Here is a 19626-nt window from a genome sequence, read left to right on the forward strand (position 1 = left end):
GCCGCCATACGATTTTTCCCAGATGAGGTCCTGGGACTGAACCGTACAGGCACAAAGAAGCAGGGGCAGCAGCGCATACAGCCTGCTACCGGTTAAGTAATTTTTTGTCATAAAATATTCAATTATAGTTAGTTATAATCTCATTCGCAAAGTAAAAAGAATATTTTAAACACCGGGAATGTTTTTCGTAAAAAAACAGAATAGTGTTTACTTTTACGATTAATACATTAAAAACCGATTTTAACTATTTATAGTTGAGTGTTTTTTAAGATTTACTTTTGAAAGTTGTGAGTAATCTGATTTTTATTATTGTTTATTTAATAAGTAAATCGCTGTAAATAAACGATTTAGCTTTTTTAGCTGATTTTTACACCGCATTTTTTTTCGAAATAAAATAGAATAATGACTGTTTTAAATCAAAAAAACAAAAGCATCTCATTACAGCAATTAAGCCCGTTTGCTTTAAAATTCATTATTCCCATACGCTACTATTTTATATGCCGCCAATAATCGTACATTTGAAATCAGGATCAATTTAGAGTAACGAAGTATAATAAATATGGGAAGCGACCTGAATATAAAATTCTATGATGAACTGTCGGAAGATTATCATTTAATCTTTGACGACTGGGAAAGTGCCGTAACGGGCCAGGCAAAAACGCTGGACAATATTATCCGGCATTTTACCAAAACGGAACCGGTGACCTTACTGGATTGTGCCTGCGGCATAGGTACTCAGGCTATTGGCCTGGCAAATCTCGGATATCAGGTACAGGCAACCGATCTAAGTCCGAAAGCAGTAGCAAGAGCCCGTGTTGAAGCCGACAGGCTGAATGTGGCGCTATCATTTGGCGTAGCCGATTTTAAAACCCTGAACACCGATGTTGAAGGTACTTTTGATGTGGTGATTGCCTGCGACAATGCATTACCGCATTTACTGGACAAAGCCGACCTGCTTTTAGCGGCTGCAAACATACTGTCCAAAATGAAACCCGGCGGTGTATTCCTTGCCAGCATCAGGGATTATGACAAAGTACTGGAACAAAAACCGCTCAGCACCCAGCCTACCATAAAGGAAACCGGCGATCAGAGAGCAATTTCTTTTCAGATATGGGACTGGACGGAAGACAATGTTTATACCGTTAACCATTTTATGCTGAAAGGCAAAGATGAAAACTTTCATACCTCGCTCCGGACAACAAAATACAAAGCCTATCAAAGAAGTGAAATGACGGCTATCTTTGAAAAAGCCGGATACACCGGTATAAAATGGCTGATGCCGGACGAATCCGGGTATTACCAGCCGGTACTTATCGCCCGGAAAGCATAAGCAACGATCAAATGCGAAAAGTCATTCCCGGTTAAAACGGCAATGCCGGTGTCTGTTTAATATACCTCTACAGTAGCGGAAAGATTTATTGCAGGCCTCTCCGTAACAAAATAACCGTGTTTGTTAGTATTCCACACAGATTTACAACGCAGCATAATAAAAAAAGGGAGCCTGCCGGCTCCCTTTTTTTATTATTTCTGATTTCTTATTTTTTGATAATTAAGAATTCACTTCTTCTGTTTGCTGCGTGTTCTGCTTCGGTACAGTTTTCTTTACAGTCTGTTTTTGGCTCGCTCTCACCATATCCTTTTCCGGAGATTCTGTTTGCTGCGATACCTTTTGAAATAACATACTGAACTGTCGCTTTGGCTCTTCGGTCTGATAACCTCATATTGTAGTGGTCATTTCCTCTGTTGTCTGTATGCGACTTCACCATAATAACCATTTGCGTATTGTTTTGCATCACCTGTACCAATTTATCCAGCTCAAAAGCACCTTCCTGGGTGATGTTGCTCTTATTGAATTCAAAGTTGATGTCTTTCAATACGATTTCTTTTTCCGTTACAATAACGTCAATAGGGTTCAACTTCGCATCGATTTTTTGTTCGCCGCCTTTTTGTTTTGTTACCACAAAAGTATTGCTCTCAAATCCGTCTTTTGCTACCTGTAACGTATATACCTTGTCGCATTCCACATGATAGGCTACTTCTCCATTGGCAGCAGTTACTTCGTTTCCGATGATATTTTTCTTCTCATCCAGGATCGCTACTTTGGCACCCGAAAGAATAGCACCGGTCCTGGCATCACTCACCACGGCAATTACAGCGACATCACAGTTTGGTGTTGCCTGATAGATGTTGTCTTCCCCGGTACGGTTACTGGAAAAGAATCCGATGTTTTTAGACTGGTTAAACGTGAAGGCAAAATCGTCTTTTTCACTGTTGATCGGTTTGGCCAGGTTTACCGCTTCGGTTCCTTTGTTCAGGTTGATCATAAACACATCCAATCCGCCCAGACCAGATCTGCCGTTGGATACAAAATACAATACTGCATTATCTTCTGTAATAAACGGAAACGATTCATCGCCTTCGGTATTTACCTTCTTTCCTAAGTTTTCCGGCGTACCGTAGCTTCCGTCTTTGTTTACCGCTACTTTCCAGATATCAATTCCTCCGACAGATCCCGGCATGTTCGATGAAAAGTACAAGGTAGTTCCGTCTTTACTGATACTCGGATTGCTGGTAGAATATTGGTTACTGTTAAATGGCAATGCCGTTACATTTCCCCATTTATTGCCGTCTTTAGTCGCTTTGAACAGGTTAACCTGTCCCATTTTCAGTTTTTTGGCTTTGTCTTTTTCAAAGCTGTTTTCCTTAAAGCTCTCACTGGCAAAATACATGGTGTTCCCATCACCCGTAATCGTTACCGGACCATCGTGGTATTTACTGTTAATCTCATCCAGGGCTACGGCATCGGTAATGGTTCCGTCTGCATTATAGCTGGCGCGGTAAATATCCAGGAAAGGCTCGTCATTCCATTTGTATGTTTTTCTGGCAGTATTACGTGCACTGGTAAAATAAAAACTGTTCTCCGATAAAAACGCTCCAAAGTCGGATTTATCACTGTTGATGTCCAATGATTTTACTGTGTACATCTTTTGTTTGTTCAGCAATTTTGGCAGGTAATCCGGGTTTTCTTTAAAGGCTTTCGCTCTTAAATCGTTTGGAGCCATACCGGCAAACTGCTGCATTTGTTTGTTGGCTTCATCATATTTGCCATTGGCTTTCAGCATCTGTGCATAACGGAAATATGTTTCAGCATCCTGTTTCTTTTCAGAGATTGCTTTGGCATACCATTTTGCCGATTCGGCTGTATTGAATACGTTGTAGTACGCATCGCCCAGTTGTTTATACACATAGGCATCGGCTTTGCCTTTATCGACTAATTTCAGGTATTCTGCTGCGGCAGAAACATACTCAAAGCGATTGAATTGTTTGTCGGCTTTAGCTGTCGCGGAATTTTGTGCATTCATCGTTGCACCCGCAATAACCAGGCTTAATGTAATATATAGATTCTTCATGTTTCCGGTGGTTTTTTAGATTAGAAATAACGTGGTGAACGCGATACTTTTTTCGGGAAGTTCAGGTCAAACAACAGCATTACTTCGTGGGAAGCCGGTGTTGTTACTTTTAAATCCGATACGATACGGTCATAAGCATATCCGATACGTACACTTGGGCTAATCGCATAGTTAACCATTCCGCCAAAGGAATCTTCTAATCTGTAGGTTGCTCCTATCTCGAATTTATCAAAGAATAGCATGTTCGCCGAAACATCCAGGGATGTTGGTACTTTAAAAGCCGATTTCAACATAAACGACGGTTTGAATTTGGTATTTTCCGATAATTCAAATACATATCCTCCCGTTAAGAAGTAATGGCTTACTTCACTTCCGAATTTTCGGCCGTCAAAATCAAGGTGTTTGGATTTTAGCATATTCGGTACCGAAAAGGCTACATAATACTTATTGGTATAGTAGAAAAATCCGGATCCGACGTTAAAATACGTTTTACTGATATCCTGTCCGAAAGCCGGGTCATCTGCATCGGGCAGCGTATGGTAAATATCGCTGTACAATCCTACCTTATGGAAGGTTGCTCCGGCTTTAAGTCCTAAAGCCAGTCGGTGTTCGCCTCCTAAATTCAGCGTATAAGAGAAATCCCCGTATACGTTATTCTCCGTTACCGGACCAATTTTATCGGAAATCACAGACAGTCCCAGTCCTACGTTTTTGCCTGTCGGGCTGTGTACAAAGAAGGTTCCTGTGGTTGGTGCATCTTCAATATCAACCCATTGTTTGCGGTATAAAAGTCCAAAAGACAGGTTTTCTTTCGAACCGGCATAGGCCGGATTTATCACGTTCATATTATACATATACTGAGTATAATGCGGGTCTTGCTGGGCTTGGACATCCATCAGCGCCATAAGGGCAATCAGGGCTGTCAGGTATATTTTCTTCATGGGTAACTTTATCGTTTTATGTTTTAAGCTGCTTACGGCCTGTAACTGCCGTAAGCATTGCTGTTTGTTCTTGATTAGCTTCTTTCTCTGTTAATGTAAATCCATCCTGTTTTTGAAGGCTGACCGTCAAATTCAATTACATAATAGTAGGTTGCAGATGGCAGTTCGTCTCCTTTATCAGACTGTCCATACCATTGGTTGCTATAGTTGGCATAACTGTACACTTTTGTTCCGTAGCGGTTAAAGATTGTCAGGTGTTTTACATTTAATCCCACTAAATCAAAGAAATCATTTTTGTTATCATTATTCGGTGAAATACCTTTCTGGATCGCGCAGAATGTGCTTAAAACAACTACATTTCCTGTTTCGGTACATCCTTCCGGTGTTGTAACCGTTAGCCTAAACGTCATTGGAAATACCGGAGCAGCAACAGCGTTCAATACTTCTGTTACATTTAAAGTCGCTTCGTTTGTTCCCACAACATTCCCCTGGCTGTTTTTCCAAACATAGTCCACATTACTGGCATTATAGGAACCGGCATTTGGCGTAGCTTCTACAATATAATTTCCGTTAACACAGTTATCATTCAGGGTAAAATCAATTTTAGTTACCGTAACGGCTAAGGTTACCGGTGCGGCACATTGTCCTGCATTTGGGGTAAACACATAGTTACCGTTAGCAGTATTGTCAATCACTGCCGGATTCCAGCTTCCTGTGATGCCGTTTGGTGATGTATTTGCTAAAGCCGGTGCCGTAGCTCCGTGACATAAGGTTAAAGCCGTTGAAAAATCAGGGGTAATGCTATTTGTAACCGTTACTGCCAAGGTTACCGGTACAGCACACTGACCTGCATTGGGCGTGAACACATAGTTACCACTCGTAGTATTGCTAATCACTGCCGGATTCCAGGTACCGGTCACTCCGTTTGGTGAAGTTGCCGCTAAAGCCGGTGCAGTAGTTCCGTTACACAGGATTAAAGTTGTAGCAAAATCAGGTGTAGTGTTATTCGTTACCGTAACGGACAGCGTTACCGGTACAGCACACTGACCTGCATTGGGCGTGAACACATAGTTACCATTGGCAGTATTGCTGATCACTGCCGGATTCCATGTTCCCGCGATTCCGTTTGGCGATGTGGTTGCCAAAGCCGGTGCCGTTGCTCCATTACACAGGGATAAAGTGGTTGCAAAATTTGGTGTAGTGTTATTCGTTACCGTAACAGCTAACGTTACCGGTACAGCACACTGACCTGCATTGGGCGTGAACACATAATTCCCACTGGTGGTATTGCTGATCACTGCCGGGTTCCAGCTTCCTGTGATACCGTTTGGTGATGTCGTTGCCAAAGCCGGTGCCGTTGCTCCGTTACAAAAAGATAAAGTGGTTGCAAAGTTTGGCGTAATGCTATTGGCTACCGTTACCGCTAAAGTTACCGGTACAGCACACTGACCTGCATTGGGCGTGAATACATAATTACCACTGGTGGTATTGTTAATTACTGCCGGGTTCCAGGTTCCTGTGATACCGTTTGGTGATGTGGTTGCCAGAGTTGGTGCGGTTGCTCCGTTACACAAAGCTAAAGTCGTTGCAAAGTTTGGTGTAGTACCATTCGTTACGGTTACTGCTAAGGTTACCGGTACGGCACACTGACCTGCATTGGGCGTGAACACATAATTACCACTGGTGGTATTGTTAATCACTGCCGGGTTCCAGGTTCCCGTGATTCCGTTTGGTGACGTAGTCGCCAGAGTTGGTGCGGTTGCTCCGTTACATAACGCTAAAGTCGTTGCAAAATTAGGGGTTGTACTGTTCGAAATCGTTAGATTGATCGTATCGCTTATGGTAGCACCACAGCTATTTGTCGCCGTTAATGTCAGGACAATTACTCCGGTTGCTGTCGGACTGATCGTATAGGTGGTTGTCAGGGCTGCTGGCGTTCCAAAAGTACCACTTGCAGCAGACCATTGTACCGATTGCTGTCCCTGAGCGGTTCCACTTAAATTAATCGTAGCTCCTGCACAGGCTGTCATGGTCTGAGGGCCGCCGTCTACCGTGAATGGCGGTACCGGTGCCGCACAACCGTTGTTAATATAGGTCGCAACGCCGGCAGGTGTAAACAATACCGTCGCACCATCTGCTGCTCCGGGAACACCGTCGGTATCAATCAGTAATGCTCTGTTATAGGTAACCGTATCCACACAGCTGTTAAAAGACATGGTAAGGGTTCGGGAACCGGAACCGAAATTAGCGAAATGCCCAGCAACAGTAGAAGGGTTATTCTGAAATATAATATAAAACGTTTCCGTTAGCGCGCCAAAAGAGTTTAAGGCGGTATCCATGTTAAAACTGGTTACCAGAATTACCCGGGCATTAGCCGGAAGCACACCGCCTGTAGGTTCCAATAACTGTCCGCAACCGCCGGCTGCAACAATATCGGCATTTAACTGTGCTACTTTATTTGCAGTAACCGTATTTTTAATCAGTCCTCTCCAGGTATTGTTCGGCCAGCTTACGACTAAGTTATTCGTGTTAATGCTGGCGGTTCCCACTTTAAACCGGACCATTTCATTGAGACCTTCATCTACCCCACAGGCATCTACCAGGATACTTTCAATCTCGAAACATTGCGAAAATGCCTGTTGCTGTGACAACAGTGAAAAAAGGAGCAGAAAGCAAATTTGTTTTAACGTAGTTTTTAATTTCATTTGATAAAATTTAATTGTGAAAAGGGAAGCTCACCGGGCATGCCTGCTTTTAACATGTGCTAAAATTCCTTTTTATATTAAAATAGCACACACCTCAAGGCTGCATTCCTGGTTTTTACCGGCTGCTCTTTTCTTTTTTAATTACATATTTAATTGAGAGTTTTCGAAAAAAAATCGTCTAAAAAGTGTTCTTTTCTAGACGATGCACTGAATATTATTTTAATTTTATTGTTACGCTTTAACCGGAAATCAGTTTTAAATCCTCTGCTGCTGCCAGCACTACTCCCCTCTGTCACAAAACACTTATTTTCAAAGTATTGTAAAAAATATTCTAAAAACAAACAGGTCGTTTTTGTAATGGATTTAGAAACGTCATTCATCATAAAAATTTAGCCTGTGAAAAGTTGCTAAATTAAGTGAATTGATCCTTTTTCGTATTTATCAAATCATTATCATAAGGTATAATTACTGTATCTTTTCCGGCAAATGTATATTAATTTCAAGAATATCAGAATTTTCACATCATAATTTTTGGATTATTAACATTTCGGCCTGTCGTCATAACTTTACTTTTGGCGATACCATAAGCCTGCTTTTCCGGCAGCAGCAACGCTCACAGTCCTTTTGGGGTATTTTAGCTGCAGATGGCTATTTAATTGTTAAAGTTTATATCTTAGCGCAGCAAACCCACTGGTAATCAAACCGATCCCTATAAATTTTATTACAGATGCTGAAAAAACATTCCGTACTACTTGGTTTCTCTGTTTCCATATTGCTGCTACTCATTGCCACGCTGAATTATCCCGGCGGTTCCCAGTTTGATAAAACGGCCATTGGCTACAGCTGGACGAACAACTACATCAGCGACCTGTTCGGAGAAAAAGCGTTGATTGGCCTGCCCAATGCGGGTCGTTTTTGGGCTATGGGCGGAATGATTTTCCTGTCGGTAAGCTGTTCGCTGTTTTTTGCCGGGTTTTCAAAAAGAATCCCGAAAAAGGGCGCCGCCAATGTGATCCGGTATTTTGGAATTACCGGTATGCTGTTTACCTTTTTAATCGCGACCCCGCTGCACGATATCATGGTTACCATTGCCAGTACTATCTTCCTGGTAAGTGTATTTTATATCGCCGTTTTTGTTTTTATGTCAAAGCTGCATTTGTTTAAAGTGCTGTGTGCGTTGTACCTCCTCTTTTTTTACAGTACACTTTACATTCACGGTTCCGGGAATTTGCGGGAATATTTACCAACCGGCCAGAAAATACTGTTTGCCGCAACCCTGCTTTTAATCTTAGGACTGCATTATTTTACAAAGGCGGAAGATTTTGAACCTCAGCTTAAAACCGACACATTAGTTTAAAGACTAAACAGCGGCCATAATCCATAGAAATATTGTAAATTTAGTACTTATAAAATTGTCACAGACAAACAAATAGCAAGTCACTAATTAAAAAATATTTATTATGGCAAACAAAGAGCAGTCGGCTAAAACAGCTGAATTCTTAGGTAAAATTGTTTCTTTCAGACAATCGTTAAAATTAATTCATTGGTCGGTTACCGGAAAAGGAAGTTATGAAACCCATATCTCTTTAGACCAGGCGATCGGTACCTTAACCAGTGTTACAGACAGGCTGGTTGAAACCAGTTTCGCTCTGTTGGGTACCCTTGATATCGTGATACCGGAAACCCACCGCCCTAAAGTATATATCCCGTACATCGAAGATTTTTATCAATATGTTGAAACAAATCGTTCCGTATTTAAGGAGTCTTTTTCACAATCCATTGTTGATGATTTCCAGGAGGCCGTTATCCAGTTGTTATTCCGACTGAAACGCCTGGAGTAATTGTCCGGATGAAAAATTCCTATCAGCAGAAAAAATTAAAGGCAACTATATTTTAACCGGATGATATAGTTGCCTTTAAAATAAGGATCAATTTGTAAATCAATTATTTTGCAGGTCTCATTCTTCTAATTTTTATAGCCTTGTCTGTTTTTAAATCCTGAGATTTTAAATTTAATTTTTCCCGATTTATTTCTTTTTCTATCCATTCTGTTTCACCAGCAAAAGCCAGTCTATCCCTATCAATTTCACCAAAAATCACTTTTTCTTCCTCAGTTGTCAGGTATAATTCTTCTTTATTTTCATCTTTAAATTTCATCATATCTGCCCATTTCATAAGCATTGTATGCGTATTTATGACCGTTCCATATTTAAAAACAACCATGCCCTTATATAGTAAAGGTATTACAGCGTTTTCTTTCAATAATGCTGCAGAAAGTCCGGTATATCTTGATAATAAATTGTAAATTTTATCGGTATACCCACCAAATGTTCTTTCTTTTAATAAATTGTCAATCGAGTTCAGGATACTCTGTTTATAAAAATCAGTGATAATGATATTCGGAGCTTTTTCACTTAAAATAACATCAAACTCCTTTCTCCATCTTGGTATTACATACTCACGATCCTCAGTTATAGTGATTTTTGGCTGATCCGGTAACGTTTCCATATCCATTTCAAGAACGAGCATTTTGATTTTATTCCGACTTAAAATTTCCATATTATCCTGAAACTTCAATTTTAAAAGTTCTAAAAGACTGTTTTCATTAATGGCTTCTCCCTTATGCTCCAATACCACTTCCTCAATTACCATTTTTATTTTCCGGTCATAATTATTCGTTTCATTTCCTGCCATTAGCAGCTCGGCCAGTACCGCAAACATAAGTCCCAACATTAAATACATTCCGTAAATTGTAAAAAGCATTACAATATTTACAAGCAAACTACCATTTGAATCGATCAATGAAAGAAAAAGGCATCCATAAGAGCCTGCTACCCATAAACCCAAAGATTGTTTCATCTCCCGCTTACCGTATTTAATTAAGGGTATAGCAAAAGAGACACAAACAGGGACAACAAACCAAATGTTCAACCCTGTCTTTATCAGGTCATTATTCATCGTTAAAAATGCAAACAGCCCGATAAAGGTTGCCAGCATAAAAGTTAAAGCGGTAATATAGAATTGCCTCCAAAAAGTCGAATTACTTTCAAAATCTTTTAGAAATAGCGGTACTGCCAAAGCAAAACCTCCCAAACCGGCAACAATCTGTACAATACTCTGAATATCCGTCTTATTTACAGCGAAATCAACTTTTAAACAGAATATCAGAAACAGAACAAGACTGACCGTAATGGCCGAAGAAGCGTTACCGCTCCTGGAAGCACTCTCAGATACCTTAAAATTTCTTTTACTTCCAGATGGTAGCTGGTTATGATTCCTTTCCTCATTATTAAATGGGTAGAATGACATGAGAATTTTTATTTGGTGATGCGCAATAGTAAATGTACGCAATTTACCATTAAACAAAATCCAATCTCTTTAAAAAATCACAAATCGCCATATATTCATTAATTTACTGGTATTCAAAAAGTAACCGGTTCTTGACTATCTCCATTACAATGGGGTGCATCAGGCATATCTTTATACTATCCCGGTCATTTTTAAGGCACGATCACCTGTCCGGTTCCTGCTCCGAACAGGCTTTTGCGGAAGCCTGCTTCCAAAGCTTTCATTGTAGTAGGTATCTCACCCGGAAAGAACGGGAAATATTGCGGTGAGTTTTCAATAACGGTTGGGCTTACAGCATTGATGCGGATACCGTTTTCCAATTCAATGGCGGCAGCGCGAACAAAGGCTTCAACCGCTCCGTTAGCCGCAGAGGCATTGGCAAAATTGCGTTGAGGTTCTTTTGTTAAAGCTCCGGTTATAAGGGTAAAAGAGCCTTTGGGATTGATATAATGCTGTCCGATCAGTACCAGGTTTACCTGCCCCATCAGTTTTCCTTCTATTCCTTTCCGGAATTCTTGATCGGTCAGACGGCTCCAGGGACCTACAAACGTTGGTCCGGCCGTGCAGATAAGAGCATCAAAAGCACCAGCTTCCCGGTACATCTTTTCAATAGCAGCGACATCGGTGATATCGGTTGGAATAGCACCGCTATTGGTATTGACGGTAATAATGTCATGTTCTTCCTGAAAGGCTTCAGTAAGGTATTTCCCCATGGTGCCCGACGCACCTACGATAATAATTTTCATATTTTATATATTAAGTTACACTTGTTTCCTGCCCACAAACCGGATGACAGCACCCTTACCAATGTGGTAAAGCCCTTCTTCCAGCATTATTTCCTGTTCTTCCAGTATGGTTATGGCACAATGCTCAAAATCCTTTTGTATTTCATCCGTAGAAAACAGCATGCCCGCGTCTTTGGGTCCGCCTACTTTCGGATTGCTGCGCACAAGCTCCAGGTGGTTTTTACTGAATGCCTCCAAAATTATTGTTCCGCCGGGCTTGAGCCATTCCAGCAGTTTTTGATGCAATGCCGACTTTTTTGCTGCCGAAAAATGAGCATAGATAAGGGCAATCACATCGAACGATTCTTTTTCATAATGCAGCGCTTCCAGATCGCCAACGTGATAATTAAGGGATACACCGCATTCTGCGGCAAGCTGCAAGGCTTTGTTTTTTGCTTCCACACTCAGGTCAAGCGAGGTAACCTGCCACCCGGACCGGGCAGCAAATACTCCGTTACGTCCCTCACCATCGGCCGGCAGCAGGATATTTCCGGGCGTTAATTGAGCGAGCTGCTCTTTAAAAAAACGGTTGGGATTTTTGCCATAGGCATATTCCGGATCTTGGTACCTGCTGTTCCAGAATGTTCTGTATTCGTCATCAAATGATTCGTTCATTGCCGGTCGTTTTAAAATTGTTCCATTATCATTTTCCGGCTTAATCCCATCCCGACAGCTGTTCCCGTTGCTACGGCATTGGCCACTGTCCGCATACGGGAAGCATTATCCCCGCAGGCATAAATTCCGCTGACGGTTGTTTCCTGTGAAGCATCGGTTTTCAGATAGCCTTCTTCCGTTAATTCGCATCCCAGCATTTCCGGTATGCCGCAATGCTGTTCAAACGGACTCCGGATATACAGGACATCGACTGCTTTCTTTGAATGGTCTGCAAATACCACATTTCGTACCTGACCGTTAGTATGCTCCAATGCCACAAGCTCCTTTTCTTCAATGCTGATACCGTGTTGTGCAAGCTTGTCCCGTTGTATTCCGGTAAATGTTGCCGCTCCGTTTGTAAATACGGTCAGCTCTTTTGTCCAGTTGGCAATGAGTTTTGCCTGTTCGAAGGCCACTTCCCCATTCCCGATTATGCCCGTTTTCCGGTTTCGCACTTCATATCCGTGGCAGTAGGGACAATGCAGTACCGATATGCCCCAGCTTTCGGCTATTCCTTTAATCGCAGGCAATACATCCCGAATACCGGTTGCAAAAATCAACTGGCTGGCCTGCCATATTTCCCCGGATTCCGTTTGTATGCTGAAACCGTTTGCCTTCTTCTCCCCGCTTACCGCTTTACCGGCAACAAATGAAACGGTATCGTACACTGCCACCTGTTGTTTTGCTATTGCTGCAATTTCTTTTGGTGTCCGTCCGTCCTGTGTCAGGAAATTATGGGAATGCGGCGTTTGCCGGTTACATGGCAAACCGCTGTCGATCACCAAAACATTTTTCAGGGCTCTGCCCAAAGCCATCGCTGCGGCTAATCCGGAATAGCTTCCGCCTATGATGATCACATCAAAAACACTGTTCTTTTTCATCGTATTATTTTTTAAGTCAACATGTATGTTTACTGGCAATGCCATAGCTGCAAAAGCAAATCCGCTTTTTTGCAGAAAAGTCCGTCGTGAAAACACCGCCATCCGTTTTTAAGTGTTCTTCTTTCCGGATGCGATCCGGCCGATGATAAAATCCACTAGCGGTACACCCAGAAAAATAATCCAGGGAACCAGAATTATCGTCAGGATAAGTGTTCGCTGGTACAAAGGCAAACCGGCCATTGCGCCGTTAAACAGGTACAGAAATAAGGTGATGGACGGGTAAATGACTATCCAGATTTTTAAGGCAGTCTGGAACCGGACTTTTGTTTTCATATCGCATTACTTTTGTCTGAAACATTTTCTATGACAAAGGTATCCTGATTGAAAAGTGCTGTTATAGGATAAAAATGAAGTTGTATAGGACTTATTTAAAATGCTGCCGGAAAGCATCCGGTGTGTAACCGGTTTGTTTTTTAAAGAAACGGATAAAATAGGATACATCCTCATATCCCAGTTCCCAGGCGATCTGGTGGATCAAACCGGAAGTTGCCAGCAAGTTTCGTCTGGCTTCCAGAATAATATAATCGTTGATTACTTCCGAGCAGGTTTTGTTCTGCGTCGCTTTCGTAATCCCATTCAGCTGATAGGCTGTAAGGTTAAGTTTTCCGGCATAATACGAAACCTGTTTCTGTTCCGCAATGTGAACGGCAAGCAGTTCCTGCAGTTCTTCAAACCGTTCCTGCTGGTATTCGCTGCCTTCGTTTGAGGATTTTTGAGGATTTTTGCTTTGCCGCAGCAATTCAATAAAAAAGATATCCAGATTGGACCGTATGACTGCTTCATAACGTTCTTCTTTTTTATGGTATTCTTCTAAAATATTGGCAAGGACCGCCAGTAGTTTTGTAAAGCTGCCGGCAGTAATCGAGCAGTAATTTTTCGCGCTGACTTTTCTTAAAACCTGGCTGGCCGATTTTTCAAGCGGTACATAAAAGTCCGGAGTAAATCCGATTAAATAACCCGAACTTCCGCTTTTTAAAACCAGCTGATGCACCTGTCCCGGACGCATAAAAAAGACCGTTTGTTTCCCGATCGGATAGTCTACAAAGTCAATACTGTGCATGCCTTCTCCTTTTTCAAGAACCAGGATATAAAAGAAACTATGACGGTGAAGTTCCTGCACCATATCGCTGCCGGACAACAATGTGGCAACATCCCGAATGTTGAAACCTTCGGAAAAATGCGGTTCATTGATCACGGCACCAAGATGTCTGACAGGAATGTTCTTCACTTTTTATAGTTTATGCTTAAGCCCAAATGTAATGATTTCATCAATAATGGGCAGTAATTCCTTTCCCAAAGGTGTTAAGGTATATTCCACCCGCGGCGGAATTTCCGGATAAGCCTTTTTGCTGACGATTCCTTTTTCACACAGATATTTCAGCTGATTGATCAGCATTTTCTCGCTGATTCCAACAATACAGCGCTTTAGTTCTCCATAGCGGATGGTTCTGGAATTGATCTGAAAGATAATCAGCATTGTCCATTTTCCACCGATGATCTCGAGCGTTTTTCGCAACGGGCAGTTTTCATCCGAAATATTTATTTCCATTTTATACTATTGATAATCAGTATTTTTTTACTTTTGGTAAGTACCCTACTTTTTTGTAAGTACTTGTCCAGATGAAAGCAAATATAGAAATTTGTCCGGTATTGTTAACCCCTAAAAATATATCTTATGTCAAAAAATGTAACAATTGTCCGGTCTTATTTTACTGCGGTTTCAAAAGGCGATTTTGATACTGTAGGCGCGTTGCTGTCGGACGATGTGGTATGGCATCAGCCTGGAAAAGGCATACAGTCCGGAACATACAGCGGTAAAGCTGAGCTGTTTGCCCATCTTGGAAATTTTGTCAAATGGAGCAACGGTACTTTTGCCATAGATCATGTGGACTATCTTGCAGACAATGGCGAACTGGTTACGGCGGCGATTCACTTTAAAGCCGAAAAAAACGGGCAATCCCTTGCCATGAAAGGTGTTGATCTATTGCGGATTGAAGGTGATGTCATTAAAGAAGTCTGGTTGTTTTCTGAAAGAATTGAAGAAGAAGATGCTTTCTGGAACAGTGCTTCCGCCAGCTAATCCGGATAACCTGTAGAAACAGAAGACCGGTATTGCAAAAGCGATACTTCCTGAAATTAAAAAAGCCTTCAAAGAAATACTTTGAAGGCTTTTTATATACTACGCTCTGATTTTTCAGACAGCAGTGCTTAATTCCATCCGCCACCCAATGCCCGGTAAATGTTAACCATGGCATTCATCTGCTTCATTTTGGTTTCTATAAGTTCAAATTTCGATTCCAAAGCGTCACGCTGGGTCATTAAAACTTCCATATAGTCCGCTCTTGCCGAACCGAACAGATCGTTTGAAATTTCAATGGACTGGTTCAGCGCTTCTACCTGTTTGGATTTTAAATCAAACATTTTTTCGGTATTCTGAATCTTAGCCAGCTGGTTCGCAACCTCCACATAAGCATTTAAAATAGTACGCTCATAGTTGTAAACCGCCTGAATCTGCTTTGCATTAGCGGTATAATAAGTCGCTTTTATCGCATTTCTGTTGATTAACGGCGCGGCAATATCACCTGCTAAAGAGTAAAGCAATGATTCCGGTTTTATCAGGTAACTTGGGTTAAATGCCTGGTACCCGATTCCGGCCGAAATTCCCAATGAAGGATAGAATCTCGCTTTGGCTACTTTTACATCAAGTTTGGCCGCTGCCAGTTCCAGTTCGGCCTGTTTTACATCCGGACGGTTTTCCAGTAACTGCGACGGTAGTCCGGCATGCGTAACCGCAGGTGTCAGATTGCTGAACGTCACGGAACTTCTTTCAACCGGCTGCGGGAATCTGCCCACCAGGAAGTTGATCCTGTTTTCCGTTTCCGTAATTTTTTGCTGAATGGTATATTGTAAGCCTTTGGTATTCAAAACCTGTGCTTCAAATCTGCGGACAGCCAGTTCGTTTACTCTGGCAGCCAGTTTTTGCAGTTTTACAATTTCCAATGCATTGGTCTGAATATCAATATTCTGTTTTACAATAGCCAGCTGGTTATCCAAAGCCAATAATTCATAATAGGAATTCGCGATTTCGGCAATCATGTTTGTTACCGTGAAGTTTTTACCTTCAACGGAAGACAGGTATCGGCTTACGGCTGCTTTTTTAGCATTGTGCAGCTTGTTCCAGATATCGATTTCCCAGGTAGCATAAGCGCCTACTGCATAATCCTGTAACGGCTCCGGCATTTCTTTACCCGGTTTGATCTCGGTATTGGCTTCAAGGGCACCAATGTTTGTGAAACGGCCCACTTTATCAAAACCGGCAGAACCTTTAAGTCCTACAAACGGTAAATACTCTCCTTTTCGGGCTCTGATTTCGTTTCTGCTGATCTCGATTTCCTGCAGGGTAACATTCAGTTCCTGGTTTTTCACCAGTGCCGTGTCAATAAGTGCTATCAGGTATTTATCTGTAAAATATTCCTTCCACTTCATTTTACCGGTATTCACACTATCCTGTGCTGCGGTGCTGTTATAGGCTGCCGGAACCGTTTTGTTTTCCGGTCTTCCCAATGTTGCAGGGGCTTTACACCCCGCAACAGTTAGTAGTAAACAGCTTACGCCTATACCAATATATATATTTAATCGCTTACTCATTTTCTTCTTCTTTTGTAAAGTTATCTATCTGATGCACAAATTCCTGTGATAAAGAACTGTCTTCTTCATCCCGTATTAATTTTCTGCCATCGGCAAATGAGCCAAAAATATAATACAGTCCCGGTACGATAATTACCCCGAAAATTGTTCCGAAAAGCATACCACCCAGTGCCGCAGAACCAAGTGTTCTGTTACCGATAGCTCCGGCTCCGCTTGCGACCATCAACGGAATTAATCCGGCGATAAAGGCAAATGAAGTCATCAGGATCGGACGGAAACGCACTTTGGCCCCTTCAATCGCCGCTTCGAGTATCGTGGCACCTTCATGGTGCTTCTGGACGGCAAATTCGACGATCAGTACGGCGTTCTTACCGAGCAGTCCGACAAGCATGATAAGCCCGATCTGAGCATAAATATCATTTTGAAGTCCCATAAGTTTCAGCAGTAAAAACGAACCGAAAACCCCAACCGGAAGCGAGAAAACCACCGCTAACGGAATAATAAAGCTTTCGTACTGTGCCGCTAAAACAAAGTACACAAACGACAATACAATTAAAAAGATGTAAATCGATTCATTTCCTTTACCCGCTTCGTCATAAGAAAGTCCTTCCCAGGCAATGTCATAACCTTTTGGCAATGATTTTTTAGCAACCTCACGAACTGCCTGAATGGCTTCAGCTGTAGTATAACCTTTTGCCGGAAGTCCCTGTATCGCTGCCGAGTTGTACATATTATAACGGGTAATCTCATTAGGTCCCTGTGTTTTTTTCAATCGCATAAATGCCGAATACGGTACCATTTCGCCATGATCGTTTTTAATATACAGGTTTAAGATATCCGACGGAAGTCTTCTGAACTTAGGATCCGACTGCACGTATACTTTAAAGAAACGTTCAAATTTAATGAATCCCTGTTCGTAAGTACTACCAATCAGAATGTCAAGGTTTTCCATCGCTTTACCGATAGACACTCCTTTTTGCATGGCCAGCTGGTTGTCTATTTCCAGTTCATACTGAGGATAGTTTGCCGCGAAGAACGTGAACAGACCGGTTAACTCTTTGCGTTTACCCAAGTCTTCCATGAACTGTTTGTTCACTTTATCGAAGTCTTTATAGTCTACCGTAGTACTCTTATCCAGAAGACGCATCGAGAAACCGCCCGAAGAACCAAATCCCGGAATTGCCGGCGGTTCGAAAAATTCTATTTTCGCACCAAGTCCTTTGGTTTTTTCTTCCAGTTCCTCCATGATTTCAGTAACCGTATGATCCCTGTCTGACCATTCTTTAAGGTTAATAAGACAGGTACCGGCATTGGATCCCCTACCTTCTGTCATGATCTCATAACCGGCAAGAGAAGATACTGATTCTACACCATCTACATGCTCACAAATTTTCTGTAATCGCTGCGATACCTGATTGGTTGTTTCCAGTGTCGATCCCGGCGGTGTCTGAATAATGGCATAAATAGTACCCTGATCCTCACTTGGAATAAATCCGGACGGAAGAATCTTATTCACATAGAAAGTACCTGCACAGAATGCAATCAATACTCCGAATGTCAGCCATCTTCTGCTCACGATCGATTTCAGTAAGGTTACATATTTTCCGGTCATTTTATCAAAGACACGGTTAAAACTGTCCAGACCTTTCGTCAATAAATTCTTTTTGGTTTCTTTTCCATGGTTGTTTTTCAGCAACATGGCACACAATACCGGTGTAAGGGTAAGCGCAATCAAGGCCGAAATAACAATTGAACTGGCCATCGTAATAGAGAACTGGCGGTAGAACGTTCCTACCGGACCGGACATAAAGGATATCGGTACGAATACAGACACCATTACGGCAGTAATCGCGATAATTGCCCCACTAATTTCACCCAACACTTTTTTAACAGCCTGGTATGGCGTTATGTGCGGGTATTCTTCAAATTTGGCATGCACTGCCTCGACGACGACTATCGCATCATCGACCACAATACCAATGGCCAGTACCAATGCAAACAGTGTCACCAGGTTGATCGAGATTCCGAAAAACTGGATGACAAAGAAGGCACCGATTAAGGAAACCGGAACCGCTAATATCGGGATCAGCGTGGAACGCCAGTCACCGAGGAAGATAAATACCACCAGGGCAACCAGTATAAAGGCATCTCTTAAGGTATCGATTACCTGCTCCATAGAGGCATCCAGGAATTTCGATACGTCATAACTGATTTTATAATCCAGTCCCGGAGGGAAGGTTTCTTTCATTTCCTCCAGTTTGGCTTTTACCTGTTTGATGACATCGTTTGCATTACTTCCGTAGTTTTGTTTTAATACGATTGAGGCAGAAGGGTGTCCGTCTAAATTGGAATAGATATCGAAGAATTCACTACCCAGTTCTGCCCTTCCGATATCTTTCAGACGTATGCTTTCTCCTTCGGCATTAGCACGGATAATTACATTTTCATATTCCGAAGGTTCACTATATCGTCCTTTATAGGTTAAAACATATTCCAGCGATTGTGCCTGGATACCGGAACTCTGCCCGATACGTCCCGGACGACCAACGATACTCTGCTCGCCGAGCGCCTTCATCACTTCATCTACAGAAACATTATAAGCTCTCATACGGTCCGGATTCAGCCAGATACGCATTGCATAGGTTCTACTACCCAATATCTGAGACCGGGCTACCCCTTTGATCCTGTTGATCTCCGGAAGCATTTTAACGTTGGCATAGTTGTACAGGAATTTTTCATCCATGTTTTTGCCTTTAGCATACAGGTTGATATACATCAGCATACTGGGCTGGATCGGTGTAATAACAACCCCTTCCCTTTGTACCAGTTCGGGTAGTAACGGCATTACCTGATCCACCCTTGTTTTGACCCTTACTACCGCCTGGTTCGGGTCGGTACCCGGTTCGAAAATGATTCTTAATGTGGCTTCCCCTGCACTGGTGGCATCGGTAGCCATATAACGCATATCCTGAACACCGTTGATGGCATTCTCCAAGGTGATCAATGTTGATTTTACCAATACGTCTGCACTGGATCCCGGATAGGCAATAAAAATATTTACTGTCGTTGGCGCAATATCCGGAAATTGCGATGTTGGCAATTGTTTAATTGCCAGGGAACCCATAAAGACAATCATAATCGAAATTACAATCGCAAATACAGGTCTATGTATAAATTTACTAAACATGTTTTCT

At 42.1% G+C, this 19626-nt stretch carries 16 protein-coding genes; 4 read left to right on the forward strand and 12 right to left on the reverse strand.

From position 1 onward, the window contains the following. The first annotated feature begins 559 nt into the window (after positions 1–559). Positions 560–1330 (forward strand): class I SAM-dependent methyltransferase, encoded by a 771-nt coding sequence (locus BGO42_RS17745; protein WP_273247144.1) that lies wholly within the window; start codon positions 560–562, stop codon positions 1328–1330. Between the two features lie 205 nt (positions 1331–1535). On the opposite strand, the gene BGO42_RS17750 is transcribed toward BGO42_RS17745, so the two are convergent. The 3 genes from BGO42_RS17750 to BGO42_RS17760 form a co-directional block, all read right to left on the reverse strand. After that, on the reverse strand, positions 1536–3410 hold the full coding sequence (locus tag BGO42_RS17750; protein WP_273247143.1) for an OmpA family protein: 1875 nt from the start codon (positions 3408–3410) through the stop codon (positions 1536–1538). A gap of 20 nt (positions 3411–3430) precedes the next feature. Beyond that, positions 3431–4351: a PorP/SprF family type IX secretion system membrane protein gene (locus BGO42_RS17755; protein ID WP_273247142.1), complete on the reverse strand. Its 921-nt coding sequence runs from the start codon at positions 4349–4351 to the stop codon at positions 3431–3433. Positions 4352–4425: 74 nt separating this feature from the next. Further along, complete coding sequence (locus BGO42_RS17760) at positions 4426–7056, reverse strand: T9SS type B sorting domain-containing protein (protein WP_273247141.1); 2631 nt, start codon at positions 7054–7056, stop codon at positions 4426–4428. Between the two features lie 727 nt (positions 7057–7783). Here BGO42_RS17760 and BGO42_RS17765 point away from each other — a divergent pair. Further along, a complete protein-coding gene (locus BGO42_RS17765; protein WP_273247140.1) occupies positions 7784–8413 on the forward strand; it encodes a hypothetical protein in 630 nt (209 codons plus the stop codon). Positions 8414–8516: 103 nt separating this feature from the next. Further along, complete coding sequence (locus BGO42_RS17770) at positions 8517–8897, forward strand: hypothetical protein (protein WP_273247139.1); 381 nt, start codon at positions 8517–8519, stop codon at positions 8895–8897. 103 nt (positions 8898–9000) lie between these two features. On the opposite strand, the gene BGO42_RS17775 is transcribed toward BGO42_RS17770, so the two are convergent. The 7 genes from BGO42_RS17775 to BGO42_RS17805 all read right to left on the reverse strand — a co-directional run bounded on the left by BGO42_RS17775 (position 9001) and on the right by BGO42_RS17805 (position 14333). Beyond that, entirely contained in the window at positions 9001–10365 is a 1365-nt protein-coding gene (locus BGO42_RS17775) for a hypothetical protein (protein WP_273247138.1), read from the reverse strand. A 191-nt stretch (positions 10366–10556) separates the two neighbouring features. Beyond that, on the reverse strand, positions 10557–11150 hold the full coding sequence (locus BGO42_RS17780) for a short chain dehydrogenase (protein ID WP_273247137.1): 594 nt from the start codon (positions 11148–11150) through the stop codon (positions 10557–10559). A 15-nt stretch (positions 11151–11165) separates the two neighbouring features. Further along, positions 11166–11804, reverse strand: coding sequence for a class I SAM-dependent methyltransferase (locus BGO42_RS17785; protein WP_273247136.1), 639 nt, complete (start codon positions 11802–11804; stop codon positions 11166–11168). An 11-nt stretch (positions 11805–11815) separates the two neighbouring features. Continuing rightward, a complete protein-coding gene (locus BGO42_RS17790; protein WP_273247135.1) occupies positions 11816–12724 on the reverse strand; it encodes an NAD(P)/FAD-dependent oxidoreductase in 909 nt (302 codons plus the stop codon). A 108-nt stretch (positions 12725–12832) separates the two neighbouring features. After that, positions 12833–13057 carry a putative antibiotic biosynthesis monooxygenase gene (locus BGO42_RS17795; RefSeq protein ID WP_273247134.1) on the reverse strand — a complete coding sequence of 75 codons (225 nt, stop codon included), beginning with the start codon at positions 13055–13057 and terminating at the stop codon, positions 12833–12835. A gap of 91 nt (positions 13058–13148) precedes the next feature. Beyond that, positions 13149–14012 (reverse strand): AraC family transcriptional regulator, encoded by an 864-nt coding sequence (locus tag BGO42_RS17800; protein ID WP_273247133.1) that lies wholly within the window; start codon positions 14010–14012, stop codon positions 13149–13151. A 3-nt stretch (positions 14013–14015) separates the two neighbouring features. Continuing rightward, positions 14016–14333 carry a winged helix-turn-helix transcriptional regulator gene (locus tag BGO42_RS17805; RefSeq protein ID WP_177735240.1) on the reverse strand — a complete coding sequence of 106 codons (318 nt, stop codon included), beginning with the start codon at positions 14331–14333 and terminating at the stop codon, positions 14016–14018. A gap of 126 nt (positions 14334–14459) precedes the next feature. Between BGO42_RS17805 and BGO42_RS17810 the strand changes: the two genes are divergently transcribed. After that, positions 14460–14864, forward strand: a complete 405-nt coding sequence (locus tag BGO42_RS17810) for a nuclear transport factor 2 family protein (RefSeq protein ID WP_273247132.1) — start codon at positions 14460–14462, stop codon at positions 14862–14864. 128 nt (positions 14865–14992) lie between these two features. Here the strand turns inward: BGO42_RS17810 and BGO42_RS17815 are convergent, their stop codons facing one another. Next, positions 14993–16432 (reverse strand): TolC family protein, encoded by a 1440-nt coding sequence (locus BGO42_RS17815; RefSeq protein WP_273247131.1) that lies wholly within the window; start codon positions 16430–16432, stop codon positions 14993–14995. Then, complete coding sequence (locus BGO42_RS17820) at positions 16425–19619, reverse strand: efflux RND transporter permease subunit (protein WP_273247130.1); 3195 nt, start codon at positions 19617–19619, stop codon at positions 16425–16427. Before BGO42_RS17820 ends, BGO42_RS17815 begins: the two co-directional genes overlap by 8 nt. Between the last annotated feature and the right edge of the window lie 7 nt (positions 19620–19626).

Source organism: Flavobacterium sp. 40-81, from assembly GCF_001898245.1.
In the GTDB taxonomy this organism is placed as follows: Bacteria; Bacteroidota; Bacteroidia; order Flavobacteriales; family Flavobacteriaceae; genus Flavobacterium; species Flavobacterium inviolabile.